The organism is Mycobacteriales bacterium, from assembly GCA_035533475.1.
Taxonomy (GTDB): domain Bacteria; phylum Actinomycetota; class Actinomycetes; order DATLTS01; family DATLTS01; genus DATLTS01.
Genome location: DATLTS010000032.1, coordinates 35,658 through 59,941, shown reverse-complemented (window position 1 = coordinate 59,941; position 24,284 = coordinate 35,658). Strand labels below are relative to the sequence as shown.

Below are 24,284 nucleotides of genomic sequence, written 5' to 3'. Positions count from 1 at the left end.
GGGAGGTCAGCGAGACGGGGTCGCCGTCGGGTGGCCGGTCAGGCCCGCATCCGCAGCCCCCGCGGAGTCGGTCGGAAACCCGCCGACTCCAGCGCCGCGGCGAGCGGGGAGTCGACGACCGGGCTCCCGTCGGCCCGCTCCACGGCCAGCCGGCCGAGGACCCCCTCCCGGACGGCCAGCGCGAGCGCGTCCGCCGCCGGGGTGAGCACCTGTGCGGCGTCGCTGAAGGACAGCAACGTCTTCCCGCCGCGCTCGACGTAGAGCGCCAGCGTCCCGTCGACCACGACGACGATCGCCCCCGCCTTGCGGCCGGGTCGATGCCCGGTGCCCTTCGGCCAGGGCAGGGCGGCGCCGTAGGGCTGGGCCGGGTCGGTGGCGGCCAGGACCAGGGCGCCGGAGCGCTCCCGGCGACGGCGCTGCTCGGCCCAGCCGGTGGCGGCCCAGCCGCCCGGTACCGGCGGCTGCCACGGATCCTCCCCGCCGGCCCCTGCGGCCAGCGCGCGGAGCTGATCCACCGCACCGGGGGCGGCGAACTGCGCGGCACCCAGGCCCTCGACGAAGTAGCCGCGCCGGGCTCGGCCGGCGGCCTCGAATCCGCTGAGCACCCGGTAGATCGCGGCGAAGCCGCCCGGAACATGCTCGGCGGCGACCGCGCCGCGGGTGACGACCCCGTACCGGTCGAGCAGGGTTTCGGCCAGGGCATGCAGCCTGCGGGTCGGATCGCCCGCCGGTGCCGGGACCAGTGACCAGCGTCCGGCGGCCGCCGGCGGTCCGGAGCGCAACGGCAGCGCCGGTCGGCGTCGCCCGCCGCCCCGGGTCCGGGCCCGGGCTGCGGACCCCCCCGCCCCGGCGAGCAGGGCCCGCAGCGGGGCCAGCGTGTCGTTGGTCACCCGCCCGGCCCACACGAGGTCCCACAGCGCGCCGAGCAACGCGGGCTCGTCGCCGCCGACCCGTTCGGCCAGCGCCCGATAGAACAGCGCCGCCCCGCCGGACAGTGCCTCGAGGACCGCGGCGTGCATCGGGGTCGGTGCGCCCTCGTCGAGCCCGGGGGCCCCGGCAAGCAGGGCCGCGGTGTCGCTGCGCAACAGGGTGATCCAGCCGTCCGCGCCGGGCAACGCGCCGCGTCCGATCCAGACCACCTCGCCCGCCGCGCACAGCTCGTCGAGCATGGCCGGGTGGTAGTCGCTGACGCGGGCGGGCAACACCGCGGACTCGAGCCCGGACGCGGGCAGCGGGTAACCCTGGAGGTTTTCGATTACCCGCAGCAGCGTCTCCGGGCCCCGTCCGGCCGCGCTGGCGAGTTGCTGCCAGGCCGGAAGGAACCGGGCGAGCGCGGTGGCCGGGACCGGCTCCACCTCCTGTCGGAGCCGGGCCAGCGAGCGCCGGCGGAGTCCGCGCAGCACCGCGGCGTCGCACCACTCGACCCCGGCCCCGTCCGGCCGGAACTCGCCGCGCACCACCCGGCCGGCAGCGGCCAGCCGGGACAGCGCGTCGCCGGTCACCGCCGTGCCGACCCCGTAGCGCGCCGCGATATCGCCGGCGCGGAACGGCCCATGGGTTCGCGCGTATCGCGCCACGAGCTCGGCCCAGGGATCGGCCACCGGCTCGAGGAAGGCCGCCGGTACCCCGACCGGCAGCGGCGTCCCGAGGGCGTCCCGCAACCGGCCGGCGTCCTCGATCGGCGCCCAGCGCTCCTCGCCGGCGATGCGCACCCGGATCGCCCGGCGGGTCTCCTCGAGGGTGAGCAGCCAGTCGGGCTGAACACCGCGCAGGGCCGCCTCGGCCGCGGCTAGGTCGCCGAGCACCCGCAGCAGATCGGCGGCGCCCTCGCTGTCGCGGACGAGTCGCTGGGGGGTCAGCCACGCCAGCTCGGCCTCGAGCGATTCCAGCGCCGCCGGGTCGATGAGCTCGCGAAGCTCGGCCTGCCCGAGCAGCTCGGCGAGCAGGCTGGAATCCAACGACAACGCGGCCGCCCGGCGCTCGGCGAGCGGCGCGTCCCCCTCGTACATGAAGGCCGCGACGTAGCCGAAGAGCAGGGACCGGGCGAACGGGGACGGCACCTCGGTCTCGACCTCGACGACGCGGACCTTGCGGCCGGCGATCTCCCGCATCAGCCCGACCAGCCCCGGCAGGTCGTACACGTCCTGGAGGCACTCGCGCATCGTTTCGAGCACCACCGGGAACGAGCCGAATCGGCTGGCCACCGCGAGCAACTGGGCGGCCCGCTGCCGCTGCTGCCACAACGGTGTCCGCCGATCGGGCCGGCGGCGTGGGAGGAGCAGGGAGCGTGCGGCGCATTCCCGGAAACGGCTCGCGAACAGTGCCGAGCCGCCGACTTCGGCTCTAACGAGCGCCTCCACCTCCTCCGCCTCGAACACCGCGAGACCGGACGGCGGGGCGTCGTCGGTGTCCGGCAGTCGCAGCACGATCCCGTCGTCGGTGTGCATCGCCTGGACGTCCAGGCCGGAGGATTCGCGCAGCCGGGCGGCCAGCGCCAGCGCCCAGGGCGCGTGCACCTTGGCGCCGAACGGCGAGTGCACGGCGATCCGCCAGTCGCCCAGCTCGTCGCGGAACCGCTCGACGACGATCGTCCGGTCGTCCGGCAGGTGGCCGGCCGCGCTCCGCTGTTCGGCGAGGTAGCCGAGCAGGTTCTCCGCCGCCCAGCCGTCCAGACCCGCGGCGGCCAACCGGAGCCTCGCCTGCGCCGCCGGCAGCGCGGAGGTTTCCCGGACGAACGCGCCGAGCGCACGCCCCAGCTCCATCGGGCGGCCGAGGGTGTCACCGTGCCAGAACGGGAGCTTCCCGGGTTGCCCGGGCGCCGGCGAGACGAGCACCCGGTCATGGGTGATGTCCTCGATCCGCCACGACGACGCACCGAGGGTGAACACCTCGCCCACCCGGGACTCGTACACCATCTCCTCGTCGAGCTCGCCGACCCGGCGGGAACCGGTACCGTCGGCACCCCCGACGAGGAACACGCCGAACAGGCCCCGATCGGGGATCGTGCCGCCGGACGTCACGGCTAGCCGTTGGGCGCCCGGCCGTCCGGACAGCACGCCGCCCACCCGGTCCCACACCAGCCGCGGCCGTAGCTCGGCGAACTCGTCGCTCGGGTAGCGACCGGCGAGCATGTCCAGAACGGCCTCGAACGCGGAGGTCGGAAGCTCCCGGAACGGCGCGGCGCGCCGGGCCAGGGCGAGCAGGTCGTCCACCGGCCACGGCTCCATCGCCACCATCGCGACGATCTGCTGGGCCAGCACGTCGAGCGGGTTGCGCGGGTAGCGGAGCTCCTCGATGGCGCCGGCGTTCATCCGCTCCGCCACGACGGCGGCGCAGAGCAGATCGCCGCGGTACTTCGGGAAGATCACCCCCCGGGAGACCGCGCCGACCTGGTGACCGGCCCGGCCGATCCGTTGCAGGCCCGCGGCCACCGAGGGCGGGGACTCGACCTGGACGACCAGGTCGACCGCACCCATGTCGATGCCCAGCTCCAGGGACGACGTCGCCACGACCGCGGGCAGCCGGCCGGCCTTGAGCGACTCCTCGATCCGGGAGCGCTCCTCCCGGCTCACCGAGCCGTGGTGCGCCGCCGCGACCGGCCCGGTCAGCTCCCGCTCCGCGGCGAGGTCGTCGAGGCGGCCGGCGAGCCGCTCGGCCAGCCGGCGGGAATTCGCGAACACGATCGTCGACCGGTGATCGAGGACGAGATCGAGCACCCGGGCCTCGACCGCCGGCCAGATCGATCCGGTTCGCGGGTCGGCGGCCGCGTCCGCATCGGCGCCCGGCTCGGCCATGTCCTCGACGGGCACCACCACCTTCACCTCGATGGCCTTCGCCGACGTCGGCGCGACGACGCGCACCGGGCGGGTGCCCCCGAGGAACGTCGCCACCTCCTCCGGCGGCCGGACCGTCGCGGACAGCCCGATCCGACGGGCCGGCCGGTCGAGGAGCGCGTCGAGCCGTTCGAGGGACAGTGCGAGGTGGGAGCCTCGTTTAGTCGAAATCAACGAGTGGATCTCGTCCACGATGACGGTCCCGACCCCGGCCAGTTGCTCGCGGGCCCGGGAGGTGAGCACAAGAAACAGCGACTCCGGCGTGGTGATCAGGATGTCCGGCGGCCGGGTGGCGAACCGGCGTCGCTCCTGCGGTGGCGTGTCGCCCGAGCGGACGGTGACCGCCACGTCGGGCATCGGCAGGCCAAGTCGGGCGGCCTGGCCGCGGATCCCGGCCAGTGGGGATCGAAGGTTGCGCTCGATGTCGACGGCCAGCGCCTTGAGCGGGGACACGTACAGAACCCGGCAGCGGTGTCGGCTGTCCTTCGGCGGCGGGGAGGTGGTGATCCGGTCCAGGGCGTCGAGGAATGCGGCGAGGGTCTTCCCGGACCCGGTGGGGGCGACGACCAGGACGTCCTCGTCATCCGCGAGCGCCGCCCAGGCGCCGACCTGGGCCGGTGTCGGCGCGGCGAACGACGCGTCGAACCAGGCCCGAGTGGCGGGGGAGAAACGGTCCGGGGACGGCATCCGCTGATTGTGTCCCCGTAGGGTGACAATTCGTGCGGCTCACCGATTTCTGGCTCCGGATGGAGCGCGTGTTCGGCCCGGGGTACGCGGAATCGGTGGCCCGCGACCAGGTGATCGCTGCGCTGGGCGGGCGGACGGCGATGGAGGCGTTGGCAGCCGGTGAGGCGGCGAAGGACGTCTGGCGGGCCGTCTGTGAGGCGTTCCAGGTGCCACCGCGGGAGCGGTGACGCCTCGGGGGGCTTCGCGGGCCGGCGTGTCGTCGGGCGATTCGAACACCTGTTCGCCTACTGTGGACGACGTCCGCGAAATGTCGGTGGCTGCGGCTAGCTTCGCAAGCAACCGCGGGAAGCGAGGGGTCGGCATGGCAGCACCGGATCGGGACAAGGCTCTGGAGACCGCGCTCGGCCAGATCGAGCGGCAGTTCGGCAAGGGCTCCGTGATGCGGCTCGGCGACGAGGTGCGAGCGCCGATCGAGGTCATCCCGACCGGGTCGATCGCGCTGGACGTCGCCCTCGGCATCGGCGGCCTACCGCGCGGGCGGGTGGTGGAGATATATGGACCCGAGAGCAGCGGAAAGACGACCGTCGCATTGCACGCGATCGCCAACGCCCAGAAATTGGGCGGGATCGCCGCCTTCATCGACGCCGAGCACGCGCTGGATCCGGAGTACGCCAAGAAGCTCGGCGTCGACACCGATGCCCTCCTCGTCTCCCAGCCGGACACCGGTGAGCAGGCCCTGGAGATCGCCGACATGCTGATCCGTTCCGGGGCGATCGACATCATCGTCATCGACTCGGTGGCGGCGCTCGTCCCACGGGCCGAGCTCGAGGGCGAGATGGGCGACGCCCACGTCGGCTTGCAGGCCCGGCTGATGAGCCAGGCCCTTCGCAAGATCACCGGTGCGCTGAGCAACACCGGCACGACGGCGGTCTTCATCAACCAGCTGCGGGAGAAGGTCGGTGTCTTCTTCGGCAGCCCCGAGGTGACCTCCGGCGGCAAGGCCCTGAAGTTCTATGCCTCGGTGCGACTCGACGTCCGGCGGATCGAGACGCTCAAGGACGGCCAGGAGGCCGTCGGTAGCCGGATCAAGGTCAAGGTGGTCAAGAACAAGGTGAGCCCACCGTTCCGGATCGCCGAGATGGATCTGCTGTTCAACCAGGGGCTGAGCCGCGAAGGCGGGATCATCGACCTCGGGGTGGAGCAGGGCATCGTCCGCAAGTCCGGAGCCTGGTACACCTACGAGGGCGACCAGCTCGGTCAGGGCAAGGAGAACGCCCGGACCTTCCTCAAGGACAACCCGGACCTCGCGGACGAGATCGAGAAGAAGATCAAGGAGAAGCTCGGGATCGGCCCCAAGGTCGATGCGCCGGCCGACGTCGCCCCGATCGACCCGATCCCGGTGGACTTCTGAGCGCATGTTCCCGGTTCAGGATCCGACGGCCGCCGAGCGGGCCCGAGAGCGCTGGTCGGCGCAGGCGCTCGGTGACGAGGGTGGCCGGCGACTCGGTCGCGCGGTCTCGGCCGACGACCCGGCGGATGGTCCCGGAGCGGACGGAGCGGACGGGTCGGACGCCGACCCGGAGGCGGTGGCCCGGGCGATCTGCCTGCGGCTGCTCACCGCCGCCCCGCGCACCCGGGCGCAGCTCGCCACCGCCATGCGCCGCAAGGGTTTGCCGGAAGATGTCTCCGCCCGGGTGCTCGACCGGTTCGAGGAACTGCACCTGATCAACGACACGGCCTACGCCGAGGCGTTCATCGAGAACCGCAAGAACCGGGGCCTGGCCCGGCGCGCGCTGGCCGATCAGCTGCGCCAGCGCGGGGTCGATGCCGCGGTCGCCGACGAGGCGCTCGGCGAGGTGGATCCCGAAGCCGAGCACGCCAGCGCGCTGGCGTTCGCCGCGGAGCGCTTTCGACGGTTCTCCCCGCTGCCGGCGCAGGTCGCGGTGCGCCGGCTCTACGGCATGCTCGTCCGCAAGGGTTACTCCACCGCGGTGTCCTCGCGGGTGATCCGCGAGGTGGTGAACGGCGGTCGCTGACCGGGCGTCCACCACCGCCGCCGGCTGGCTCCCGGCTGGCCGTCGGCTGGCCCCCGGCTGGCCCCCTGGCTAGCCCTCTAGCCCTGGAAGGTGGGCAGCAGGAGCGACCCGCTGAGGCTGACGACGGATGCGCCGCGGTTGGGCGTGAACGGGGCGGCCGACGTCGACACCTGCAGCTCCAGGCTGTCGCCCTTCGGCAGGTCGTAGACCACGCCGACCATGTCGAGCGAGACCTTCTCCGCCGCCGGCGGCAGGTTGGGGTTGTTGGCGTTGTTCGGCAGGTCGGTGTTGTCCAGCCGGTAGGAAGCGGTCTGCAGGTCGACCACCTGGTTGGTGGCGACGTCGACCAGCTTGAAGAACAGGCCGGTGCTCGGCCCGTCCACGGTGACCGTGAGCGCGATGTGCGGCTCGCCGGCGATCAACGTGTCGGCCTTGGCGTGCGTGATCAGCGCCACGGTGAGCGTGCCCGGGTCGCCGCTGGGCGAGGCCCCGTCGGTCACGGCCGGGTCGATCGAGGAGTTGGGGCCGGTTCCGGTGGGGACGCCGGTGCTGAGCACCGTCCCGGACAGCGCGGTCTTCGTGAGGGTCGCCCCGCCTGGACCGGCCGCGGTCGGGAAGCTGGTCAAGGCATGCCAGGTGCCGGCCTGGTCCTGGCCGAGCACCGTTGGCAGGGTGTCTTTCGCGCCCCGGTCGTGGCGGAGGTAGACGTCGTACCAGTTGATCGCCGCGTTCTCGATGAACGTCGAGTCGGGGACCCCCTTCTCGAAGCCGGTGCGGGGCGTGTCGCTGTAGCCGTTTCCGGTGGGGCAGGACACATGCCCACCGCAGAACGCGATCATCTTGACCGGGTTCTTCGGGTCAGCCTTGTGGATCATGTTCCAGTTCGCCCAGGCTTCGTCGAGGTTGAACAGCGTGTCGACGGTGCCCTGGACGAGCAGGGTCGGCACGTCCGGGACGTGACCGTCGCGCCCGCCGCCCCAGCTGGCCATCGAACGCTGGCCGAACCAGCCGAGGGTCTGCTGGTCGGGGTAACCCTCGGCGAGGCCGGCTACCTCGGAGCGGTAGATGTTCGGGTCGTAGCCGCCGGTCTGGGTGCCGGCGGTGCCACCGGTCACCGTCGCGGCGTGTGCCGCCCCTGACTCAGCGAGACCGGCGCCGAAGAGCAACTCGTCCCAGCCGAGCTTGATGTTGCCCCCCGGGTAGAGCGAGTAGTCGAGGTTGTTCCACGCCCACTCGGGCACGATCGCCTTGATCCGGCGGTCGAAGGCGGCGCTGGACAGCTGGATCCCGCCGCCGTAGCTCGCCCCGAGCATCCCCACCGCCGGCTGGCCGTAGGTCGAATCCCGCCGGTCGGTGTCGACCGCGATCTCGGGCCGCGAGCCGAGCACGTCGGTGATCAGCGCCGAGACGTCGCGGCCCTCGGACAGCGGGCTGTCCACCTCGGCGACCCCGCCGGACTGGCCGAATCCGCGGGGGTCCCAGGTGAGGTAGGCGTAGTCGGCCTTGAGCAGGTTGTTGTCCGGCGTCGTGTTTCCGGCGCCACCCCAGCCCGGCCCTTCGAGGACGGCGTACACCCGGTGCCGGGCGGAGGCGCCGGTCGGCTCGAACAGGTTGTACACGATCGGCGTGCCGTCGAAGCTCGTGATGCAGCCGCGGACGTAGCTGTAGGCCACCGCGCCGCCGGACGCGGCCACCCTGGTCGTGGTCGAGCTGGGGCAGGTCGCCGCGTGCGCGGCGCCGCCGGTGGCCACCGCCAGGCCGGTGCCGAGGGCGGCGAGCAGCAGCGGTGAGGCGAGCGCCCCCCGGCTGATCCGGCTCCATCGCGGGCCGGGCGTCGCGGGCGGGTCGAAGGACACGGGAACTCCAGGGAGGAAGGGAGCAGGCTTACCTGACGAATACGACAGGGCGCTGACGACACCTGCCGGGCGGCCGAATCCGGTTCGGTGGACGTTCACCCAGACCGGCCGGCCGCCCGACCGCTATCTCGCCGAGCCGGCCGGAACCCGCTGAAATCCGGCCGGTGATCGCGGGGGTCCTTGCCGTGCCCGCGGCGGCGGCTTAGCCTCAAGAGGAACGAGGAGTGACATCCGGGGTCTGCCGACCTGGATTCGAGATAGCAGCGACCGACCGACCGACTGCGACATTCGCTCCCGCGTCCGCGCGGGTGATACCTGGCCGAGTGGCCCCTCGGACGGTGCTCCGGGCGGCCCTCGGCGTTCGGGCGCTGCGCCTCCTCGCGCGAGTCCGGCCGTGCCGCGGCCGGCCGGGAGCGGGAGGAGGGTCCGGTGGGCGCCGCCCTCGCCGCTGTCGGTGGTCTGGTCGTCGTGGCGCTCGCCGTAGCCTTGAGCGTCGCCCTGCGCCGACTGTCGAGGGCCACCCGGCCCGTGCCGGCGAGCAGCCAGCCGGCCGATACCTCCGCCGTCGAGCGCTCCGAGACCCAGGCGGCCACGATCCTCCAGGCCGCCGAGCGGGACGCTGCCGAGATCCGCCGGGCGGCCGAGGCCAGCGCGAAGGACTCGGTCGTCGAGGCGCGGAAAGCGGCCGAGGCCGAGGTGCACTCCCTTCGGGAGGACGCCCGGATCATCAAGGTCGAGCTGCAGGACCTCAAGGCCGACCTGGAGCGCCGGGAGAACCGGCTCGCCGAGCGGGAGGAGCGGCTCGACGCCGAGCAGCGCCGGGTCGAGGCCCGCGACCTCGAACTGGCCGAGGCGGAGGGCCGGCTGAAGGCACGCGAACTGGCCCTCGCCGAGGCCGAGGACGAGCGCCGCCGTGAGCTCGAACGGGTAGCCGGGCTCACCGCCGCCGACGCGAAGGCCGAGCTGGTCTCGACCATCGAGACCCAGGCCAAGCGGGAGGCCGCGGTCATCGTCCGCGACATCGAAGCCGACGCCCGGGAGAACGGCGAGGAGCGGGCCCGCAAGATCGTCACCACGGTCATCCAGCGGGTCGCCTCCGAGCAGACCTCGGAGTCCGTCGTCAGCGTGCTCCACCTACCGGCGGATGACATGAAGGGCCGGATCATCGGCCGGGAGGGCCGCAACATCCGGGCCTTCGAGTCGGTGACCGGCGTCAATCTGATCATCGACGACACCCCGGAGGCGGTTCTCCTCTCCTGCTTCGACCCGGTCCGTCGCGAGGTCGGGCGGCTGACCCTGGAGAAGCTGGTACTCGACGGGCGGATCCATCCGCACCGGATCGAGGAGGTGTACGAGCGGAGCAAGGTCGAGGTCGAGCAGATCTGCGTACGGGCCGGCGAGGACGCCCTCGTGGATCTCGGTATCACCGATATGCACGAGGACCTGATCGCCCTGCTCGGTCGGCTCCGCTATCGCACCTCCTACGGGCAGAACGTGCTCAAGCACCTGGTCGAGAGCGCGCATATCGCCGCGATGATGGCGAGCGAGATCGGCCTGGACCCGAGGCTGCTCAAGCGCTGTGCGGTGCTGCACGATGTCGGCAAGGCGCTGACCCACGAGGTCGAGGGGAGCCACGCGCTGATCGGTGCCGAGGTCGCCCGCCGCTACGGCGAGCACGAGGACATCGTTCATGCAATCGAGGCGCACCACAACGAGATCGAGGTGCGCACCGTCGAGGCGGTGCTCACCCAGGCCGCGGACGGGATCAGCGGCGGCCGGCCGGGGGCCCGCCGGGAAAGTCTCGAGCACTACGTGCAACGCCTCGAGCGGATCGAGGAGATCGCCTCCGGGCAGGAGGGCGTGGAGAAGGTCTTCGCCATGCAGGCCGGGCGCGAAGTCCGGGTCATGGTTCTCCCGGACAAGGTCGACGACATCCAGGCACAGGTGATCGCCCGGGACATCGCCAAGCAGATCGAAGAGGAGCTCACCTACCCGGGTCAGATCCGGATCACCGTGGTTCGCGAGTCCCGGGCGACCGAATACGCCCGGTAGGCGGATGAGCCGAACCGACCCGTTGGGGAGCATCGCCGAGCTGGCCCTGCTCGGTGACTGCCATTCCTCGGCACTGGTCGACCGGCAGGGGCGGATCGTCTGGGCGACGTTCCCCCGGTTCGACTCGCCGGCGGTGTTCTGCCGGCTGCTCGACGAGTCCCGCGGCGGCTCGTTCGATGTGACGCCCCGGCACGTGCGGTCGATCGACCGGCGCTACCTGGACGACACGAACGTGCTGGTCACGGCGTTTGAGGGCAGCGAGGGTCGGGTGGAGGTCACCGATTGCATGCCGGTGCGGCGCGGGGACGGCGCCCCCTATGCCGCGCTGCTGCGGCGGATCGCCTGCGTGACCGGTCGGGCGACCGTCGACATCCGGATCGCGCCGCGATTCGAGTACGGCCGCTTCGTGCCGCGGTTCACGCTGCTCACAGAACACGCCGCCGAGGTCGTCGGTGGCGCGGACGCCCTGTGGGTGAGCGCGACCCGGCCGCTCGGCGTCGATGCCGAGGCGGTGGTCGGCAGCTGGACACTCGAGGCGGGGGAGGAGGCCTACGTCGAGGCCTCCTGGACTCCGTCCCACACCGAGTGGGGGACGGCCGACCTGCCGGATGGGCCGGCGATGGCCGGCCGGCTCGAGGACACGGTGGGGTTCTGGCGGGAGTGGATGGCCGGCTGCCGTTACGACGGCGACCATTCGGCCGCGGTGCACCGCTCGGCACTCGCCCTCAAGGCCCTGATCTACGCGCCGAGCGGTGCCGTGGTGGCGGCGCCGACGACGTCGCTGCCGGAGCTGCCGGGCGGGGAGCGCAACTGGGACTACCGCTACACGTGGATCCGGGACTCGACCCTGACCCTCGCCTCGCTGTTCATCCTCGGCTTCCGGGAGGAGGCGGCCGCGTTCAAGCGATGGCTGGAACGGACCGGGGCCGGCCGCCCCCGGGACCTGCAGATCATGTACGGGGTCTGCGGCGAGCGATCGCTGCCTGAGGTCGAGCTCGACTACCTCGACGGCCACCGGGCGTCCCGCCCGGTGCGCATCGGCAACGGGGCGGTGAAACAACTCCAGCTCGACTGCTACGGCCAGCTGGTGGAGGCGGCCTACCTGTTCGGCAAGGCGGACGGCGTGCTCACCGAGTCGAACTGGGCGTTCCTCGCCGGTCTCGCGGACATCGTTTGCGACCGGTGGCGCGTGCCGGACCAGGGCATCTGGGAGATCCGCGACGATCCCCGCCACTTCCTGCACTCGAAGCTCAACTGCTGGGTGGCGCTGGATCGGGTGCTGCGGATCGCCGGTGCGCGGGACCTGCCCGGGGACCTCGACCGCTGGCGGACCGAGCGGGACGCGCTGCGCGATTACCTGCTGGAGGAGGGCGCGGTCGGCGGGTACTTCGGCCAGGCGGTCGGCTACCCGGTGGCCGACGCGGCGGTCCTCCTGTTCCCGGCACTGGGGTTCCTGGCGTCCGACCACCCGCTGGTGGCGCGGACGATCGAGGTGGTTCGCCGCGACCTCGGGGAGGACGGGCTGCTCCGCCGCTACCACGCCCCGGACGGGCTCGAGGGAGGTGAGGGGGTCTTCCTGCTCTGCTCGTTCTGGCTGCTCGACTGCCTCACCCACGCCGGCCGGCTGGCGGAGGCGGAAGACCTGCTCGAGCGGCTGCTGGCGCTGGCCAACGACGTGGGGCTCTACGCCGAGGAGTACGACCCGTCGACGGGGGAGCTGCTCGGCAACTTCCCGCAGGCGTTCACCCACATGGCGCTGATCACCTCGTGCGCCCACCTGTCGGCCGCCCGGCGGGGGCTGTTGCCAACCGACGGTGAGCCGCACGACTACACCGAGCTCGCCCTCGACCGGCTGCTTGCCGGGACCGGTACCGGCGGCGCGGAGACCCCGGTCTCCTGACCGGGTGCGTTCGGGTCGGGCGGTGCCGGCGGCGCCTCCTGTCCGGCCCCGGCGCCGAGTGGGCGATTGTGCCCGGCACAACCGCCCACTCGGTGCGTGGCGGATTCGCACAATCGCCCACTCGGCGGGAGCGGGGGACCGCGGGCGGTCAGATCGGGCCTGCGCAGCAGCCGCGGATGCGGCGACGCCACGTACCCTGAACCCTGTGAGCGCCCGCACCTACGAGGTCCGCACGTACGGCTGCCAGATGAACGTGCACGACTCCGAACGCATCGCGGGCTTGCTGGACACCGCCGGCTACCTGCCCGTGGCGGACGGCGACGAGCCCGACGTCGTGGTCTTGAATACCTGTGCCGTCCGGGAGAACGCGGACAACCGGCTCTACGGCAACCTCGGGCACCTGCGGCCGGTCAAGGCCGCGCATCCCGGGATGCAGATCGCCGTCGGTGGCTGCCTGGCGCAAAAGGACCGCGGCCGGATCGTGGAGAAGGCGCCGTGGGTCGACGTCGTGTTCGGAACGCACAACCTGGCCTCGCTGCCGGCGCTGCTGGACCGGGCCCGCGTGAACGCCGAGAGCCAGGTCGAGCTGCTCGAGTCGCTCGAGGTCTTCCCGTCCACGCTGCCCACCCGGCGGGAGTCGGCGTACGCGGCCTGGGTGGCGATCAGTGTCGGATGCGACAACACCTGCACGTTTTGCATCGTGCCGACCCTGCGCGGCCGCGAGCGCGACCGACCGGCGGCGGACATCCTCGCGGAGGTGCGGGCGCTGACCGCCGAGGGGGTGCTGGAGATCACCCTGCTCGGGCAGAACGTCAACTCATACGGACGTGAGCTCGGCCAGGCGGACGGCTTCTCGCAGCTGCTGCGGGCCTGCGGTTCGGTGGAGGGTCTGGAGCGGATCCGCTTCACCAGCCCGCACCCGCGGGACTTCACCGACGACGTAATCACCGCGATGGCCGAGACCCCGAACGTCATGCCGGCACTCCACATGCCGTTGCAGTCGGGGAGCGACCGGGTGCTGCGCCGGATGCGCCGGTCCTACCGGCGGGAGCGCTACCTCGGCATCATCGAACGGGTTCGCGCCGGCCTGCCCGACCCGGCGATCACCACCGACATCATCGTCGGCTTCCCGGGCGAGACCGAAGCCGACTTCGAGGACACCCTCGACGTCGTTCGGGCCGCCCGATTCGCCGGTGCCTTCACTTTCCAGTACTCCAAACGTCCAGGTACGCCAGCCGAGAAACTCCCAGACCAGGTCCCGCACCAGGTGGTTCAGGACCGGTACGAGCGGCTGGTCGCGGTGCAGGAGGAGATTTCCTGGGCCGAGAACCGACGGCTCGTCGGCCGTCATCTCGAGGTGCTCGTGGCCGCCGGGGAGGGGCGCAAGGACGCGGCGACCCGCCGGTTGTCCGGCCGGGCCCGGGACAACCGGCTGGTGCATTTCCATCCGGGCTCGCCCGCCGAGCCGATCCGGCCGGGCGACGTGGTGAGCGTCGAGATCAGCCGGGCCGCGCCGCATCACCTGCTTGCCGACGGGCCGCCCCTAGCCGTCCGCCGCACCCGCGGCGGGGACGCCTGGGAGAGCCGGCAGGCCCAGCCGGCGCGCCCAGGAGTGTTTCTCGGGCTCCCGACCGCAGCCAGGTGAGCCTGGTCGCGGCCGCGGTCTGCCCGCACCCGCCGATGCTCGTCCCGGGGATCGCTTCGGGCGCTGCCGCGGAGCTCGACGACCTGCGCGCGGCCTGCCTGGCGGTGATCGCCGAACTCGCAGGGTCGGCGCCGGACCTGCTCGTCCTCGTCGGATCCGCCCCGACCGGCGCGGACTACCGCACCGGCGGTTCGGCGGACTTCTCCGGTTGGGGCCCGGTCGCGGCGGTGGGGGCCGGGCCGGCGCTGCCGCTGTCGCTGGCGATCGGCGGCTACCTGTTGGACGCGGCCGGATGGGACGGGGCGTGGCGTGCCGTGGCGGTCGCCGCCGACGATCCCCCCCCGGCGTGCGCCGAGCTGGGCGTGGAACTCGCCGGGCTCGCCGACCGCGTCGCGCTGCTCGTGATGGGCGACGGAAGCGCTCGGCACGACGTCAAGGCCCCGGGCTACATCGACCCGCGCGCGGACGACTACGACCGGGCGGTCGCGGCCGCCCTGGCTGCGGTGGACACCTCCTGCCTGCGCGATCTCGATCCTGGCCTCGCGGCCGATCTCCTGGTCGCCGGCCGGGCGCCCTGGCAGGTCCTGGCGGGCGCAGCCACCGGCAGCCAGCTGCGGGGGGCAGTACGCTTCGACGCGGCTCCGTACGGGGTGGGATATCTGGTCGCCAGCTGGGGGCCCTGAACCCCGGCCTGCCGAGTCGTTCCCGTTCCGAGGAGAACATTCATGGCCAGCCGCCGTTTGCTCACTGCCTTGCTGGCCGGAACGGCGGTCGGTGCCTTCAGTGCCGGGGCTGGCATCGCGACGGCGTCGACCCCGGCGCCGGGGTATCGGTTCTCCCACGAGGTGGTCGTCGATCAGCAGCGCAGTGGTTTCGAGCCCGACATCGAGGTCGGCCGTGGTGACGCCTTGTACAGCTCGGTGCCCTTCGGGTCCTCGACGACGCTCAGCTGGCTCTGGTCATCACTCGACCACGGCAACAGCTTCCAGTTCGTTCCCGGGCAGATCCTCGATACCGGACGGCTGGAGACCTGCCCACAGGGCGGTGGGGACACCGAGCTGGCCCTCGACCCAAAGGGTGACCTCTTCTTCTCCGATCTGCAGAACCTGTCCAACCTGACGAACAGCGTGAGCACCAATGGTGGCGCCACCTTCCTGTCGAACTGCGTAGGTGCGCCGAACACCCCCGTGGACCGGATGTGGTACGCGACCCAGGGCAGCCTCGGGGATCCCAATTTCAGGATCTACGAGGACTACGACGCGGTCGTGTCCGGGACCGACCTGAACAACGTGCAGAACGATCCGACGAACCAGCTCGTCCTCACGGTGAGCACGAACGGGCTGACCTTCTTCCCGGTCGTCAACCCCTCGTTCACCGGTGACTGCCTCGGCGGCGGTTCGCTGAACTGCGTGACCGACAACGAGGGCATCTCCGGCAACATCAAACTCGACCCGACCGGCCACGTGCTCATCGCGCACACGACCGGCGACGGCAACCAGATCGTCGTGTCCCGGGGGACGATCACCGGAACCGCTCCGGCGGCGCTCACCGCGAGCTACGTGCACACGATCCTCGACAAGACGCTCTGCCCCGACTTCGCCGCCGACTCGGCGCACCTCGGGAAGAGCGAGATCTGCGGGGCCGCTAACTTCGCCACGATCGCCGAGGACTCCGCAGGTCATTTCTACGAGGCGTTCGCTTCACAACAACGCACCGACAAGCTGGTCTCCGGCAGCCCGTCCATGGTCATCACTGGGCCCTACGAGGTCTACGTGGCCGCATCGAAGGACGGCGTCACCTGGGGCCAGCCGGTTCAGGTAAGCAGCAGCGGCTCGAACGCCTTTCCCTGGATCACGGCCGGATCCGACGGCCGGGTAGCGATCGCCTGGTACCACACCAACGAGACCCACGAGGGGAGCGACTACACCTTCGACGGGTTGAACCACGCCGAGTTCAGCGTGCAGGCCGGGATCAGCCTCAATGCCATGGCTGCAACGCCCAGTTACACGACGGTGATGGTGAGCGAGCATCCGATCAAGTACGGCCAAATCTGCACCCAGGGGCTCGGCTGTACCGTCTCGAATGGCGACCGCAGCCTCGGCGACTTCCTCCAGGTCAACCATGACGCTCGGGGGGCGCTGGTTTTCAGCTACGTCGACGACACCTCGAACTACTTCGCGGTCGGGCCCACCGGGGCCGTGGCCAGCTCCGGGCCTCCGGTGGTGGTACGCCAAATCGCCGGTCCGAGCCTGACGACCGGCATGATCACTGGCCCGGGTGCCGGTCCCGGCGCTCCGGAGGGTTCGGTCATTGCCCAGCCCGAGCCGGCCTCGTACTCGGGCAACGGCACCCGCACGACGGCGAGTGAAAACCTCGACCTCACCTACGCCTCGCTGTCCCGCGACGCCAAGGGCCTCGTCGTCACGATGAAGGTGAAGAGCCTGGCCAGCCTGCTCACCAGCCCGGCGGTCGGCGGCACGACCGGGGAGTGGATCATGCGGTTCACGACGTACGACCCGGCGCACAACGGCAATGGCAACATCTATTACGCGGCCATGGAGTCGATCGCCGGCGCGACCCCGACCTTCGTCGCCGGTCAGCCCCAGGCCACCCAGGCGCCGACGTTGCAGGCGGTGTTCGACTCCTCGACGGCGATTCCGGGCTCCTACGACCCAAAGACCGGAACGATCCTCATGGAGATCCCCTTCAGTGATCTCGGGGGTCACGGCCCGGGTACCCGCCTGTACAGCGCGACGGCGTTCACCGCGCTCACCGTGGGCACGCTCGCGGGCAACCAGGCCGGTCAATTCAACCTGACCAAATCCGCGCCGCCGTTCGACTACACGATTCCCGGCGACCTCACATTCACCGGATCGGTGGAACCGGCGGGCTCGATCGGGGCACGCGGTCCGATCAAGGCCGCGCAGCCGGCGGCGGCTCCGGGGGGTTCGCTGCCGAGCACCGGCGGCCTGGGCGCCCCGCTGGCCGCTCTCATCGTCCTAACGACTAGCCTCGTGGTTCGGCGGCTGCGCAGCGGCACCCGATCCTGAGCGGGCGGGTCGGGCACTACCTCCGGCGCGAAACAGGGCAAACCGGGCTACGGTTGACCGCGGGGGTCCAACAGTGGACCTACAGCTGGAGGCAGGCCTCATGGGTAGTCGGCGAGCTTGGATGACGGCGGTCCTGGTGACCGGCGTATCGGTGGCGGCCGGAGTCGGTGGGGCCGCCACCGCCCAGGGTGCCGCGGCGAGCTACCAGTTCTCCCACGAGGTCGTCGTCGACGAGCAGTACCCCGGCTTCGAGCCCGACATCAACGTCGGCCCCGGGGACGTTCTGTACTCCTCGGTCCCCGAGGGCTCGTCACGGACCCTCAGCTATCTGTGGACCTCCCTCGACCACGGCAACAGCTTCCACTTCGTACCGGCGAACATCGCCGGCACCGGACATCTGCTCGGCACCTGCCCGCAGGGTGGCGGCGACACCGAGGTGCACCTCGACCCCAAGGGCAACCTGTTCTTCTCCGACCTTCAGAACCTCAGCAACCTGTCGAACAGCGTGAGCTCCAACGGCGGGATCAGCTTCACGTCGAGCTGCGCCGGTGCGCCGAACACGCCGGTGGACCGGATGTGGTACGCGACCCAGGGCAGCCTCGGTGACCCGAACTTCCGGATCTACGAGGACTACGACGACGTAGTCGGCGGGCTCGACCCCAATGCACCGGTGAGTAACCAGCTGGTGCTCACCGCTAGCACCAACGGCTTGACGTTCGCGCCCGTGATCAATGCCAATCAGACCGATGGCCACTGCGCCGGTACCGGGTTCTACGACTGCGTGACCGACAACGAGGGCATCTCCGGCAACATCCAGGTCGACCCGACCGGTCACGTGCTGATCGCGCACACGACAGCGGACGGCAACCAGATCTCGTCGTCCCGCGGAACCATCACCGGCAGCTTCCCCACGCTCACCGGCTCGTACACGACGACCATTCTCGACTCCGCGCTCTGCCCCGACTTCCCCGCCGACACCGCGCACCTCGGGAAGACCGAGTACTGCGGCGCCGCGCTGTTCGCGACGGTCGCCGAGGACAGTGCGGGGCACTTCTATGAGTCGTTCGCGTCGCAGCAGCTGAAGGACGAGAACGTCGCCGGGACGCCCACGATCTCCCCGAGCGGGCCGTACGAGGTGTTCGTCGCCGCCTCCAAGGACGGCATCACCTGGGGCCAGCCTGTGCAGGTCAGCACGAGCGGCTCCAACGCCTTCCCCTGGATCACCGCCGGTTCCTCCGGCCGGGTCGCGGTCGCGTGGTACCACACGAACGAGACGAGCGAAGGCGGCAGTTACACCTTCGACGCGCTCAGCCACGGCGAGTTCAGCGTGCAGGCGGGGATCAGCCTCAACGAGACCGACTTCGGTGCCGCATCGCCGCGGCCGTCGTTCCAGACCGTGACGGTGAGCGAGCACCCGATCAAGTACGGGCCGATCTGCACCGCCGGGACCACCTGTGAGGTCACCCAGGGCGACCGCAGCCTCGGCGACTACCTCCAGGTCAACCACGACGCCCGCGGGGCGCTGATTTTCAGCTACGTCGACGATACGTCGAACTACTACCTCACCGGGCCGACCGGCGCGGTTGCGAACAACGGCCCGGCCGTCGTGGTCCGTCAGATCGGCGGCCCGAGTCTTATCGCCGGGACCATCAACGGCCCCGGTGCCGGCCCCGGGGTGCCGGAGAACTCCGTGACGGAGACCGGAGGGGATGCGTTCTTCTCGGCGGACGGCTCGCGGACCCCGGCGAGTGACAACCTCGATCTCACCTACGCGGCGATCGCCCGGAACGCGCAGGGTCTCGTGGTGACGATGAAGGCGAAGAGCCTGGCGAGCACCTCGGTCAGCCCCAGCCTGGGCGGCACGACCGGCGAATGGATCACCCGGTTCACAACCTATGACCCAGGTCATCAGGGCAACGGGAATGTCTACTACGCGGGCATGGAGAGCGTGCTCGGCGGCGCGCCGCGATTCTTCGCCGGCCAGCCGCAGCAGGGCACCGAGACCAAGATCGCAGCCTTCGACTCCGGGACCGTGGTGCCCGGCTCGTACAACCCGGCGAACGGGACGATCACCATCGAGATCCCGTTCGCGGATCTGGGTGGACACGGGCCCGGGACGACGCTCTACAGCGCTACCGCCTTCACTGCCACCACGGTCGGATCGCTGTCGGGAAATCCGGTGGGGACGTTCCACGTCGTCAAGTCGCTCCCGCCATTCGACACGGTCATCCCGGCGGTGAGCACCTTCCACGGATCGGTGGAGCCGGTGGGCTCGGTCGGCGCGCACGGTCCGATCAAGGTCGTCGGCAGCGGGTCCGCGTCGCTCCCGGCGACCGGCGGCCTCGGGGCGCCGATCCTGGCTGCGATCGTGGTGGGCATGAGCCTCGCCGGCTGGCGGTTCCGGCGGCGCTCGACCCGCTGAACCTGACGGGTCCGGGCGGCCGGGTTGTCGCCGTCGTCGGGCCGACCGCGACCGGAAAGTCCACGCTCGGAGTGCGCCTCGCCGCCGCGCTCGGCGGCGAGGTGGTCAACGCCGATTCCATGCAGCTCTACGTCGGGATGGACGTCGGCACCGACAAGCTCGACCCCGTCGAGCGGGCGGGCATCCCGCATCACCTGCTCGACATCTGGCCGGTGACCCGGGCTGCGAACGTGTCGGACTACCAGCGGCTCGCCCGGGAGACCGTCGATCGCCTGCTCGCCGTCGGCCGGACGCCGGTGCTGGTCGGGGGTTCGGGTCTCTACGTCCGGGCCGTCCTCGACGATCTCGAGTTTCCGGGCACCGACCCGGTGCTGCGCGCCCGGTTGGAGGCCGAGCTCGACGCGGAAGGGGCAGCGGCCCTGCACGCCCGGCTCGGGCAGCGGGATCCGGCGGCGGCGGCCGCGATCCTCCCCAGCAACGGGCGCCGGCTGGTCCGGGCGCTCGAGGTCATCGAGATGACCGGGCAGCCGTTCTCGGCGCGCCTGCCGGCCTACCGGTACCGCTACGACGCCGTGCAGATCGGGCTCGCCCTCGAGGACGCGACGCTCGACGAGCGGATCCAGGCGAGGGTCGAGCGGATGTGGGGCCGCGGGTTCGTCGACGAGGTGCGGCGGTTGGCGGCCGCCGGGCTGCCGGAGGGGCGCACGGCGAGTCGCGCGCTGGGCTACCACCAGGTGCTCGAGCACCTGTCCGGCCGGCTCGGCGAGGCGGAGGCCCGGGCTCGGACGGTCGCCGCCACCCGGCGCTTCGCCCGGCGACAGCGGTCGTGGTTCCGCCGCGATCCCCGGGTGCACTGGCTCCCCGCTGATCGCCCCGATCTGCCCGAACAGGCGCTTGCCCGGGCGGCCGCACCAGCCGACCGGGCGGAAGCGGTTGACCAGATCCCCTGAATGGATCACGCTGACCCCATACGCGGCAACGCCGCCGGGTCGAAATGGGGTTGGCCATGACGACGGTTGACCTCGAACTCCTCCCGGTGATGGAGCGGGCCCTGGACGATCAGGCGCTCGTTCTGCACTTCCAACCCGAGATCGACCTCACCAGTGGCGCGGTCGTCGCCATGGAGGCGCTGCTCCGCTGGCAGCATCCCGGGCGCGGTCTGCTCTGGCCGGCTGACTTCCTGCCGGTGGCCGAAGCGACCGGTCTCGTCGTCGATTTCGACGACTGGGTGCTCCGAACCTGCGTCGCCGAGCTCGCTGCCTGGCAGACCGCGGTGAGCGCCCGCAACGATCCATACCAGCTCTGGATCAACATCTCGGCCGCGGAACTCTCCCAGCCCGACTTCGTCGGTCGCGTCTCCCGGCTGCTCTCGGATGCCGGCCTTCCGGCGGGGGCGCTCGGACTGGAGATCACCGAAGAGGCGCTCACGAACCGGGGCCGGGATGCCGCGACGGTCCTTCAGGAGTTGCGCGACGCCGGGGTGGCTCTCGCTATCGACGACTTCGGCACCTGGTATTCCTCGCTCGCCACCCTGGGGGAACTGCCGATCGACGCGGTGAAGCTCGACCGGTCGTTCGTCCGAGGGGTCGGCTCCGATCTGGACGAGGACAACATCGTCGCCTCGGTGATCCGGCTGGCGCATGCCCGCGATCTCTACGTGGTGGCCGAGGGCGTCGAATCGTGGACCGAGGGCGCCCGACTTTGTGAGCTCGGCTGCGACCGGGCGCATGGGTACCTGTTCGCCGGGCCGCAGCGCGCCGACGAAGCGCGCCGCATGCTGTCGAAGCAGACCGGCTGGCACGCCCCCGGGCTCATCCCGCAGGCGCGATCGGGCTGACCGGAGGGCCGTTCATCTACGCTGGCCCGGTGGGCGGGCTGCGCTACGTCAAAGGGCACGGGACGGAGAACGACTTCCTCATCCTGCCCGACGCCGGTGCGGTAGCGACCCTCGCGCCCCACGTCGTGGCCGCCTTGTGCGATCGACACCGTGGTCTCGGCGCCGACGGCATCCTCGGCGTCGTCGCCACCGGTGGTGACCCGGCCTGGTACATGGACTACCGCAACGCCGACGGCAGCGTCGCCGAGATGTGCGGCAACGGGATCCGGGTTTTCGCGCGTTACCTGGTCGACGCCGGGCTCGCCGCGACCGGGGGCTTGACCATCGACACTTTCGACGGCATCAAAACCCTCACCGTCCCGCCCAGCGGCGACGTCACCGTGGACATGGGCAGCTTCACGTCGCTGCCGTCCGCACGGGTGAGCGCCGGCGGCCGCACCTGGCCGGCGATCGGGGTCTCGCTCGGCAACCCGCACCTCGTCGTTCGCGTCGAGGACCCCGGGGAGGCCGGCAGCCTGCGGGACGCCCCTGACGTCGAGGGCCCCGATTACCCGGCCGGCGCGAACGTCGAATTCGTCGCGGTGCGCGGGCCAGGTCAGCTCCTGATGCGGGTCCACGAGCGCGGGGTCGGCGAGACCCGCTCTTGCGGCACCGGCGCCTGCGCCGCCGCCGCCGCCGCGACGGCGTGGCCCGAGGCCGCAGCCGATCGGATCGCCGTCGAAGTGCCGGGTGGCCGGCTCGAGGTCGAAATCCGGGCCGGGAATCGGATCCACCTCACCGGCCCCGCCCGGCTCGTCGCGGAGGGCGAGGTTCGGGCGGACTGGCTCGACGAAGTCCGAGGTACCCGGTGACCCCCGAGGAGGTAGCGGCCGCCGTCGCCGGTCCGATCGGCCGGCTCGGCGCCGCGTTCATGACCGACCGAGCCACCCTGGCCCACGGCGGCGAGCTCGGCTACCAGGGTTGGCCGTTCTACTTCGGTGGCCGCGGTGGCGTGCTCGGGGATGTCGACGCCGACGTGGTCCATGCCGCGTTCGCCTTCTTCCCATCGGACGCAGTGCGCCGGGGTTGGGAAAGCGCGCGCGCGGTCGATCCCGCGCAGCGCAACGCCGAGGCGTACGCGACCTGCTGCCGCGAGTGGGGGCGAGCGCACCTCACCGGTGTCCCCTCGCTCGAGGAGCTGTGTGAGCTGCTCGAGCTCGCCGCCGGTGCCGTCGAGCCACCCGGCTTGCCGCTGTTCGCCGGCTGGCGCGCGATGGCGCTGCCCGAGGATCCACCGGCCCGGGCGGCTCAGTTGCTCCACGTCATGCGCGAACATCGCGGTGGGGTGCACGCGATCGCCGTCCTCGCCTCCGGGATGCGCCCGCTCGAGGCGGTGGTCAGCGGGCCGAACGGTGCCGAAGTCGCCGCGTTCCTCGGCTGGGAGCCGCCTTATCCTGACCCGGCGCCGCTCGCCGAGCGGCGCGCTGCCGCCGAGCGCGCGACCGACGTGTTGGCCGCTCGCGGTTATGCGCTGCTCGGTGAGGATGCCGGGAAGCGGTTGGCGCGGCTTGTCGTTATGTGTGAAGAACGTCTAGAAGTGACTGGGAGCAGATGACCCAACCGGGTGGTGCGGGGATTCACGAGTTCGACGACAGCCTCGACCTCGACGAGCGACGGGCGTTGCGCCGCATCCCGGGTATCACGACCGAGCTTCAGGACGTCAGCGAGGTCGAGTACCGCCAGCTGCGACTCGAGCGGGTCGTGCTGATCGGGGTTTGGACGTCAGGCACGCTGCTCGACGCCGAACACTCCATGCAGGAGCTCAAGGCGCTGGCCGAGACCGCGGGTTCGCTGGTTTTGGACGGACTCGTGCAGCGGCGAGCCAAGCCCGACCCGGCTACCTACGTCGGGTCTGGCAAGGCCAAGGAGTTGCGCGACGTGGTCGTCTCGGTGGGCGCTGATACGGTCGTGTGCGATGGGGAGCTCACCCCCGGTCAGCTGCGCCAACTCGAGGCCGTCGTCAAGGTCAAAGTGATCGACCGGACCGCCCTGATCCTCGACATCTTCGCCCAACATGCGACCAGCCGCGAAGGCAAAGCCCAGGTGGAGTTGGCACAGCTGTCCTACCTGCTGCCGCGCCTGCGCGGTTGGGGCGAAGCGCTGAGCCGCACCGGTGGTGGGATCGGCACCCGGGGGCCCGGGGAGACGAAAATCGAAACCGACCGGCGTCGGATCCGCACACGTGTCGCTCGCCTGCGAAAGGAGCTCGCTGGTATCCAGACCACCCGCGACGTCAAGCGCCAGGAGCGTCGACGCCACGAAGTCCCCTCCGTGGCGATAGCCGGTTACACCAACGCCGGCAAGTCCTCGCTGCTCAACCGGCTCACCGGCGCGGGTGTGCTGGTCGAGAACGCACTTTTCGCGACCCTCGATCCCACGGTGCGCAAGGTGGAGACCAATGACGGCCGGACGTTCACGCTGACCGACACGGTCGGCTTCGTCCGGCACCTGCCACATCAGCTGGTCGAGGCTTTCCGTTCCACGCTCGAGGAGGTTGCCCAGGCGGACCTCATCGTGCATGTCGTGGACGGCTCCGACGTCGATCCGGAGGGCCAGATCACCGCTGTCCACGAGGTGCTCAGCGAGATCGGCGCTACGGACGTGCCGGAGTTGGTGGTGGTCAACAAACTAGACATCACCGACCCGCTGGTCGCCGCTCGGCTGCGCCGGATCGCCCCGGACGCGGTGTTCGTGTCGGCGCGTTCGGGCGAAGGCGTGCCCGAGCTATTGGCCGCGCTGAGCGGACGTCTTCCCCGTCCGGAGATCGACGTGGAAGCCCTGGTGCCTTATTCGCGTGGCGATCTGGTCTCGCGGGTCCACTCCGAGGGTGAGGTACAGGAGACGCGTTTCGAACCGGATGGCACCTGGCTGGCCGCCCGGGTGGGCCCGGGGTTGGCTGCGGCGCTTGCCGAGTTCCCGGCCTGAGT

Annotated in this window: 16 protein-coding genes; 14 read left to right on the top strand and 2 right to left on the bottom strand. The window is 71.3% G+C overall.

Features of this window, described 5'->3' with window-relative positions:
• Window positions 1-38: 38 nt before the first annotated feature.
• Window positions 39-4,520 (bottom strand): DEAD/DEAH box helicase, encoded by a 4,482-nt coding sequence (locus tag VNG13_06960; protein ID HVA60261.1) that lies wholly within the window; start codon window positions 4,518-4,520, stop codon window positions 39-41.
• A gap of 32 nt (window positions 4,521-4,552) precedes the next feature.
• Between VNG13_06960 and VNG13_06955 the strand changes: the two genes are divergently transcribed.
• The 3 genes from VNG13_06955 to VNG13_06945 all read left to right on the top strand — a co-directional run bounded on the left by VNG13_06955 (window position 4,553) and on the right by VNG13_06945 (window position 6,556).
• Window positions 4,553-4,747 (top strand): DUF3046 domain-containing protein, encoded by a 195-nt coding sequence (locus VNG13_06955; GenBank protein ID HVA60260.1) that lies wholly within the window; start codon window positions 4,553-4,555, stop codon window positions 4,745-4,747.
• 80 nt (window positions 4,748-4,827) lie between these two features.
• A complete protein-coding gene (recA, locus tag VNG13_06950; GenBank protein HVA60259.1) occupies window positions 4,828-5,931 on the top strand; it encodes a recombinase RecA in 1,104 nt (367 codons plus the stop codon).
• A 4-nt stretch (window positions 5,932-5,935) separates the two neighbouring features.
• Window positions 5,936-6,556, top strand: coding sequence for a regulatory protein RecX (locus VNG13_06945; protein ID HVA60258.1), 621 nt, complete (start codon window positions 5,936-5,938; stop codon window positions 6,554-6,556).
• Window positions 6,557-6,633: 77 nt separating this feature from the next.
• Here the strand turns inward: VNG13_06945 and VNG13_06940 are convergent, their stop codons facing one another.
• On the bottom strand, window positions 6,634-8,412 hold the full coding sequence (locus tag VNG13_06940) for a CocE/NonD family hydrolase (protein ID HVA60257.1): 1,779 nt from the start codon (window positions 8,410-8,412) through the stop codon (window positions 6,634-6,636).
• A gap of 429 nt (window positions 8,413-8,841) precedes the next feature.
• On the opposite strand from VNG13_06940, the gene rny reads away from it, so the two are divergent.
• The 11 genes from rny (at window position 8,842) to hflX (ending at window position 24,282) form a co-directional block, all read left to right on the top strand.
• Window positions 8,842-10,464: a ribonuclease Y gene (rny, locus tag VNG13_06935; GenBank protein ID HVA60256.1), complete on the top strand. Its 1,623-nt coding sequence runs from the start codon at window positions 8,842-8,844 to the stop codon at window positions 10,462-10,464.
• A gap of 4 nt (window positions 10,465-10,468) precedes the next feature.
• A complete protein-coding gene (locus VNG13_06930) occupies window positions 10,469-12,364 on the top strand; it encodes a glycoside hydrolase family 15 protein (protein HVA60255.1) in 1,896 nt (631 codons plus the stop codon).
• 205 nt (window positions 12,365-12,569) lie between these two features.
• A complete protein-coding gene (miaB, locus tag VNG13_06925; GenBank protein ID HVA60254.1) occupies window positions 12,570-14,009 on the top strand; it encodes a tRNA (N6-isopentenyl adenosine(37)-C2)-methylthiotransferase MiaB in 1,440 nt (479 codons plus the stop codon).
• Window positions 14,006-14,692: a class III extradiol dioxygenase subunit B-like domain-containing protein gene (locus tag VNG13_06920; protein HVA60253.1), complete on the top strand. Its 687-nt coding sequence runs from the start codon at window positions 14,006-14,008 to the stop codon at window positions 14,690-14,692. Before miaB ends, VNG13_06920 begins: the two co-directional genes overlap by 4 nt.
• Before the next feature lie 42 nt (window positions 14,693-14,734).
• Window positions 14,735-17,059, top strand: a complete 2,325-nt coding sequence (locus tag VNG13_06915) for a hypothetical protein (GenBank protein ID HVA60252.1) — start codon at window positions 14,735-14,737, stop codon at window positions 17,057-17,059.
• 121 nt (window positions 17,060-17,180) lie between these two features.
• Window positions 17,181-19,481 (top strand): hypothetical protein, encoded by a 2,301-nt coding sequence (locus VNG13_06910; GenBank protein HVA60251.1) that lies wholly within the window; start codon window positions 17,181-17,183, stop codon window positions 19,479-19,481.
• The gene (gene miaA, locus VNG13_06905) at window positions 19,451-20,431 is read left to right on the top strand and encodes a tRNA (adenosine(37)-N6)-dimethylallyltransferase MiaA (protein ID HVA60250.1); all 981 of its coding nucleotides are present in this window, start codon (window positions 19,451-19,453) and stop codon (window positions 20,429-20,431) included. The genes VNG13_06910 and miaA overlap by 31 nt, the downstream gene beginning before the upstream one ends.
• Window positions 20,432-20,487: 56 nt before the next feature.
• Complete coding sequence (locus VNG13_06900; GenBank protein HVA60249.1) at window positions 20,488-21,318, top strand: EAL domain-containing protein; 831 nt, start codon at window positions 20,488-20,490, stop codon at window positions 21,316-21,318.
• A 29-nt stretch (window positions 21,319-21,347) separates the two neighbouring features.
• Window positions 21,348-22,169 carry a diaminopimelate epimerase gene (gene dapF, locus VNG13_06895; protein ID HVA60248.1) on the top strand — a complete coding sequence of 274 codons (822 nt, stop codon included), beginning with the start codon at window positions 21,348-21,350 and terminating at the stop codon, window positions 22,167-22,169.
• Window positions 22,166-22,912 carry a hypothetical protein gene (locus tag VNG13_06890; protein HVA60247.1) on the top strand — a complete coding sequence of 249 codons (747 nt, stop codon included), beginning with the start codon at window positions 22,166-22,168 and terminating at the stop codon, window positions 22,910-22,912. Before dapF ends, VNG13_06890 begins: the two co-directional genes overlap by 4 nt.
• Window positions 22,909-24,282 carry a GTPase HflX gene (gene hflX / locus VNG13_06885; protein HVA60246.1) on the top strand — a complete coding sequence of 458 codons (1,374 nt, stop codon included), beginning with the start codon at window positions 22,909-22,911 and terminating at the stop codon, window positions 24,280-24,282. Before VNG13_06890 ends, hflX begins: the two co-directional genes overlap by 4 nt.
• Window positions 24,283-24,284 lie beyond the last annotated feature (2 nt).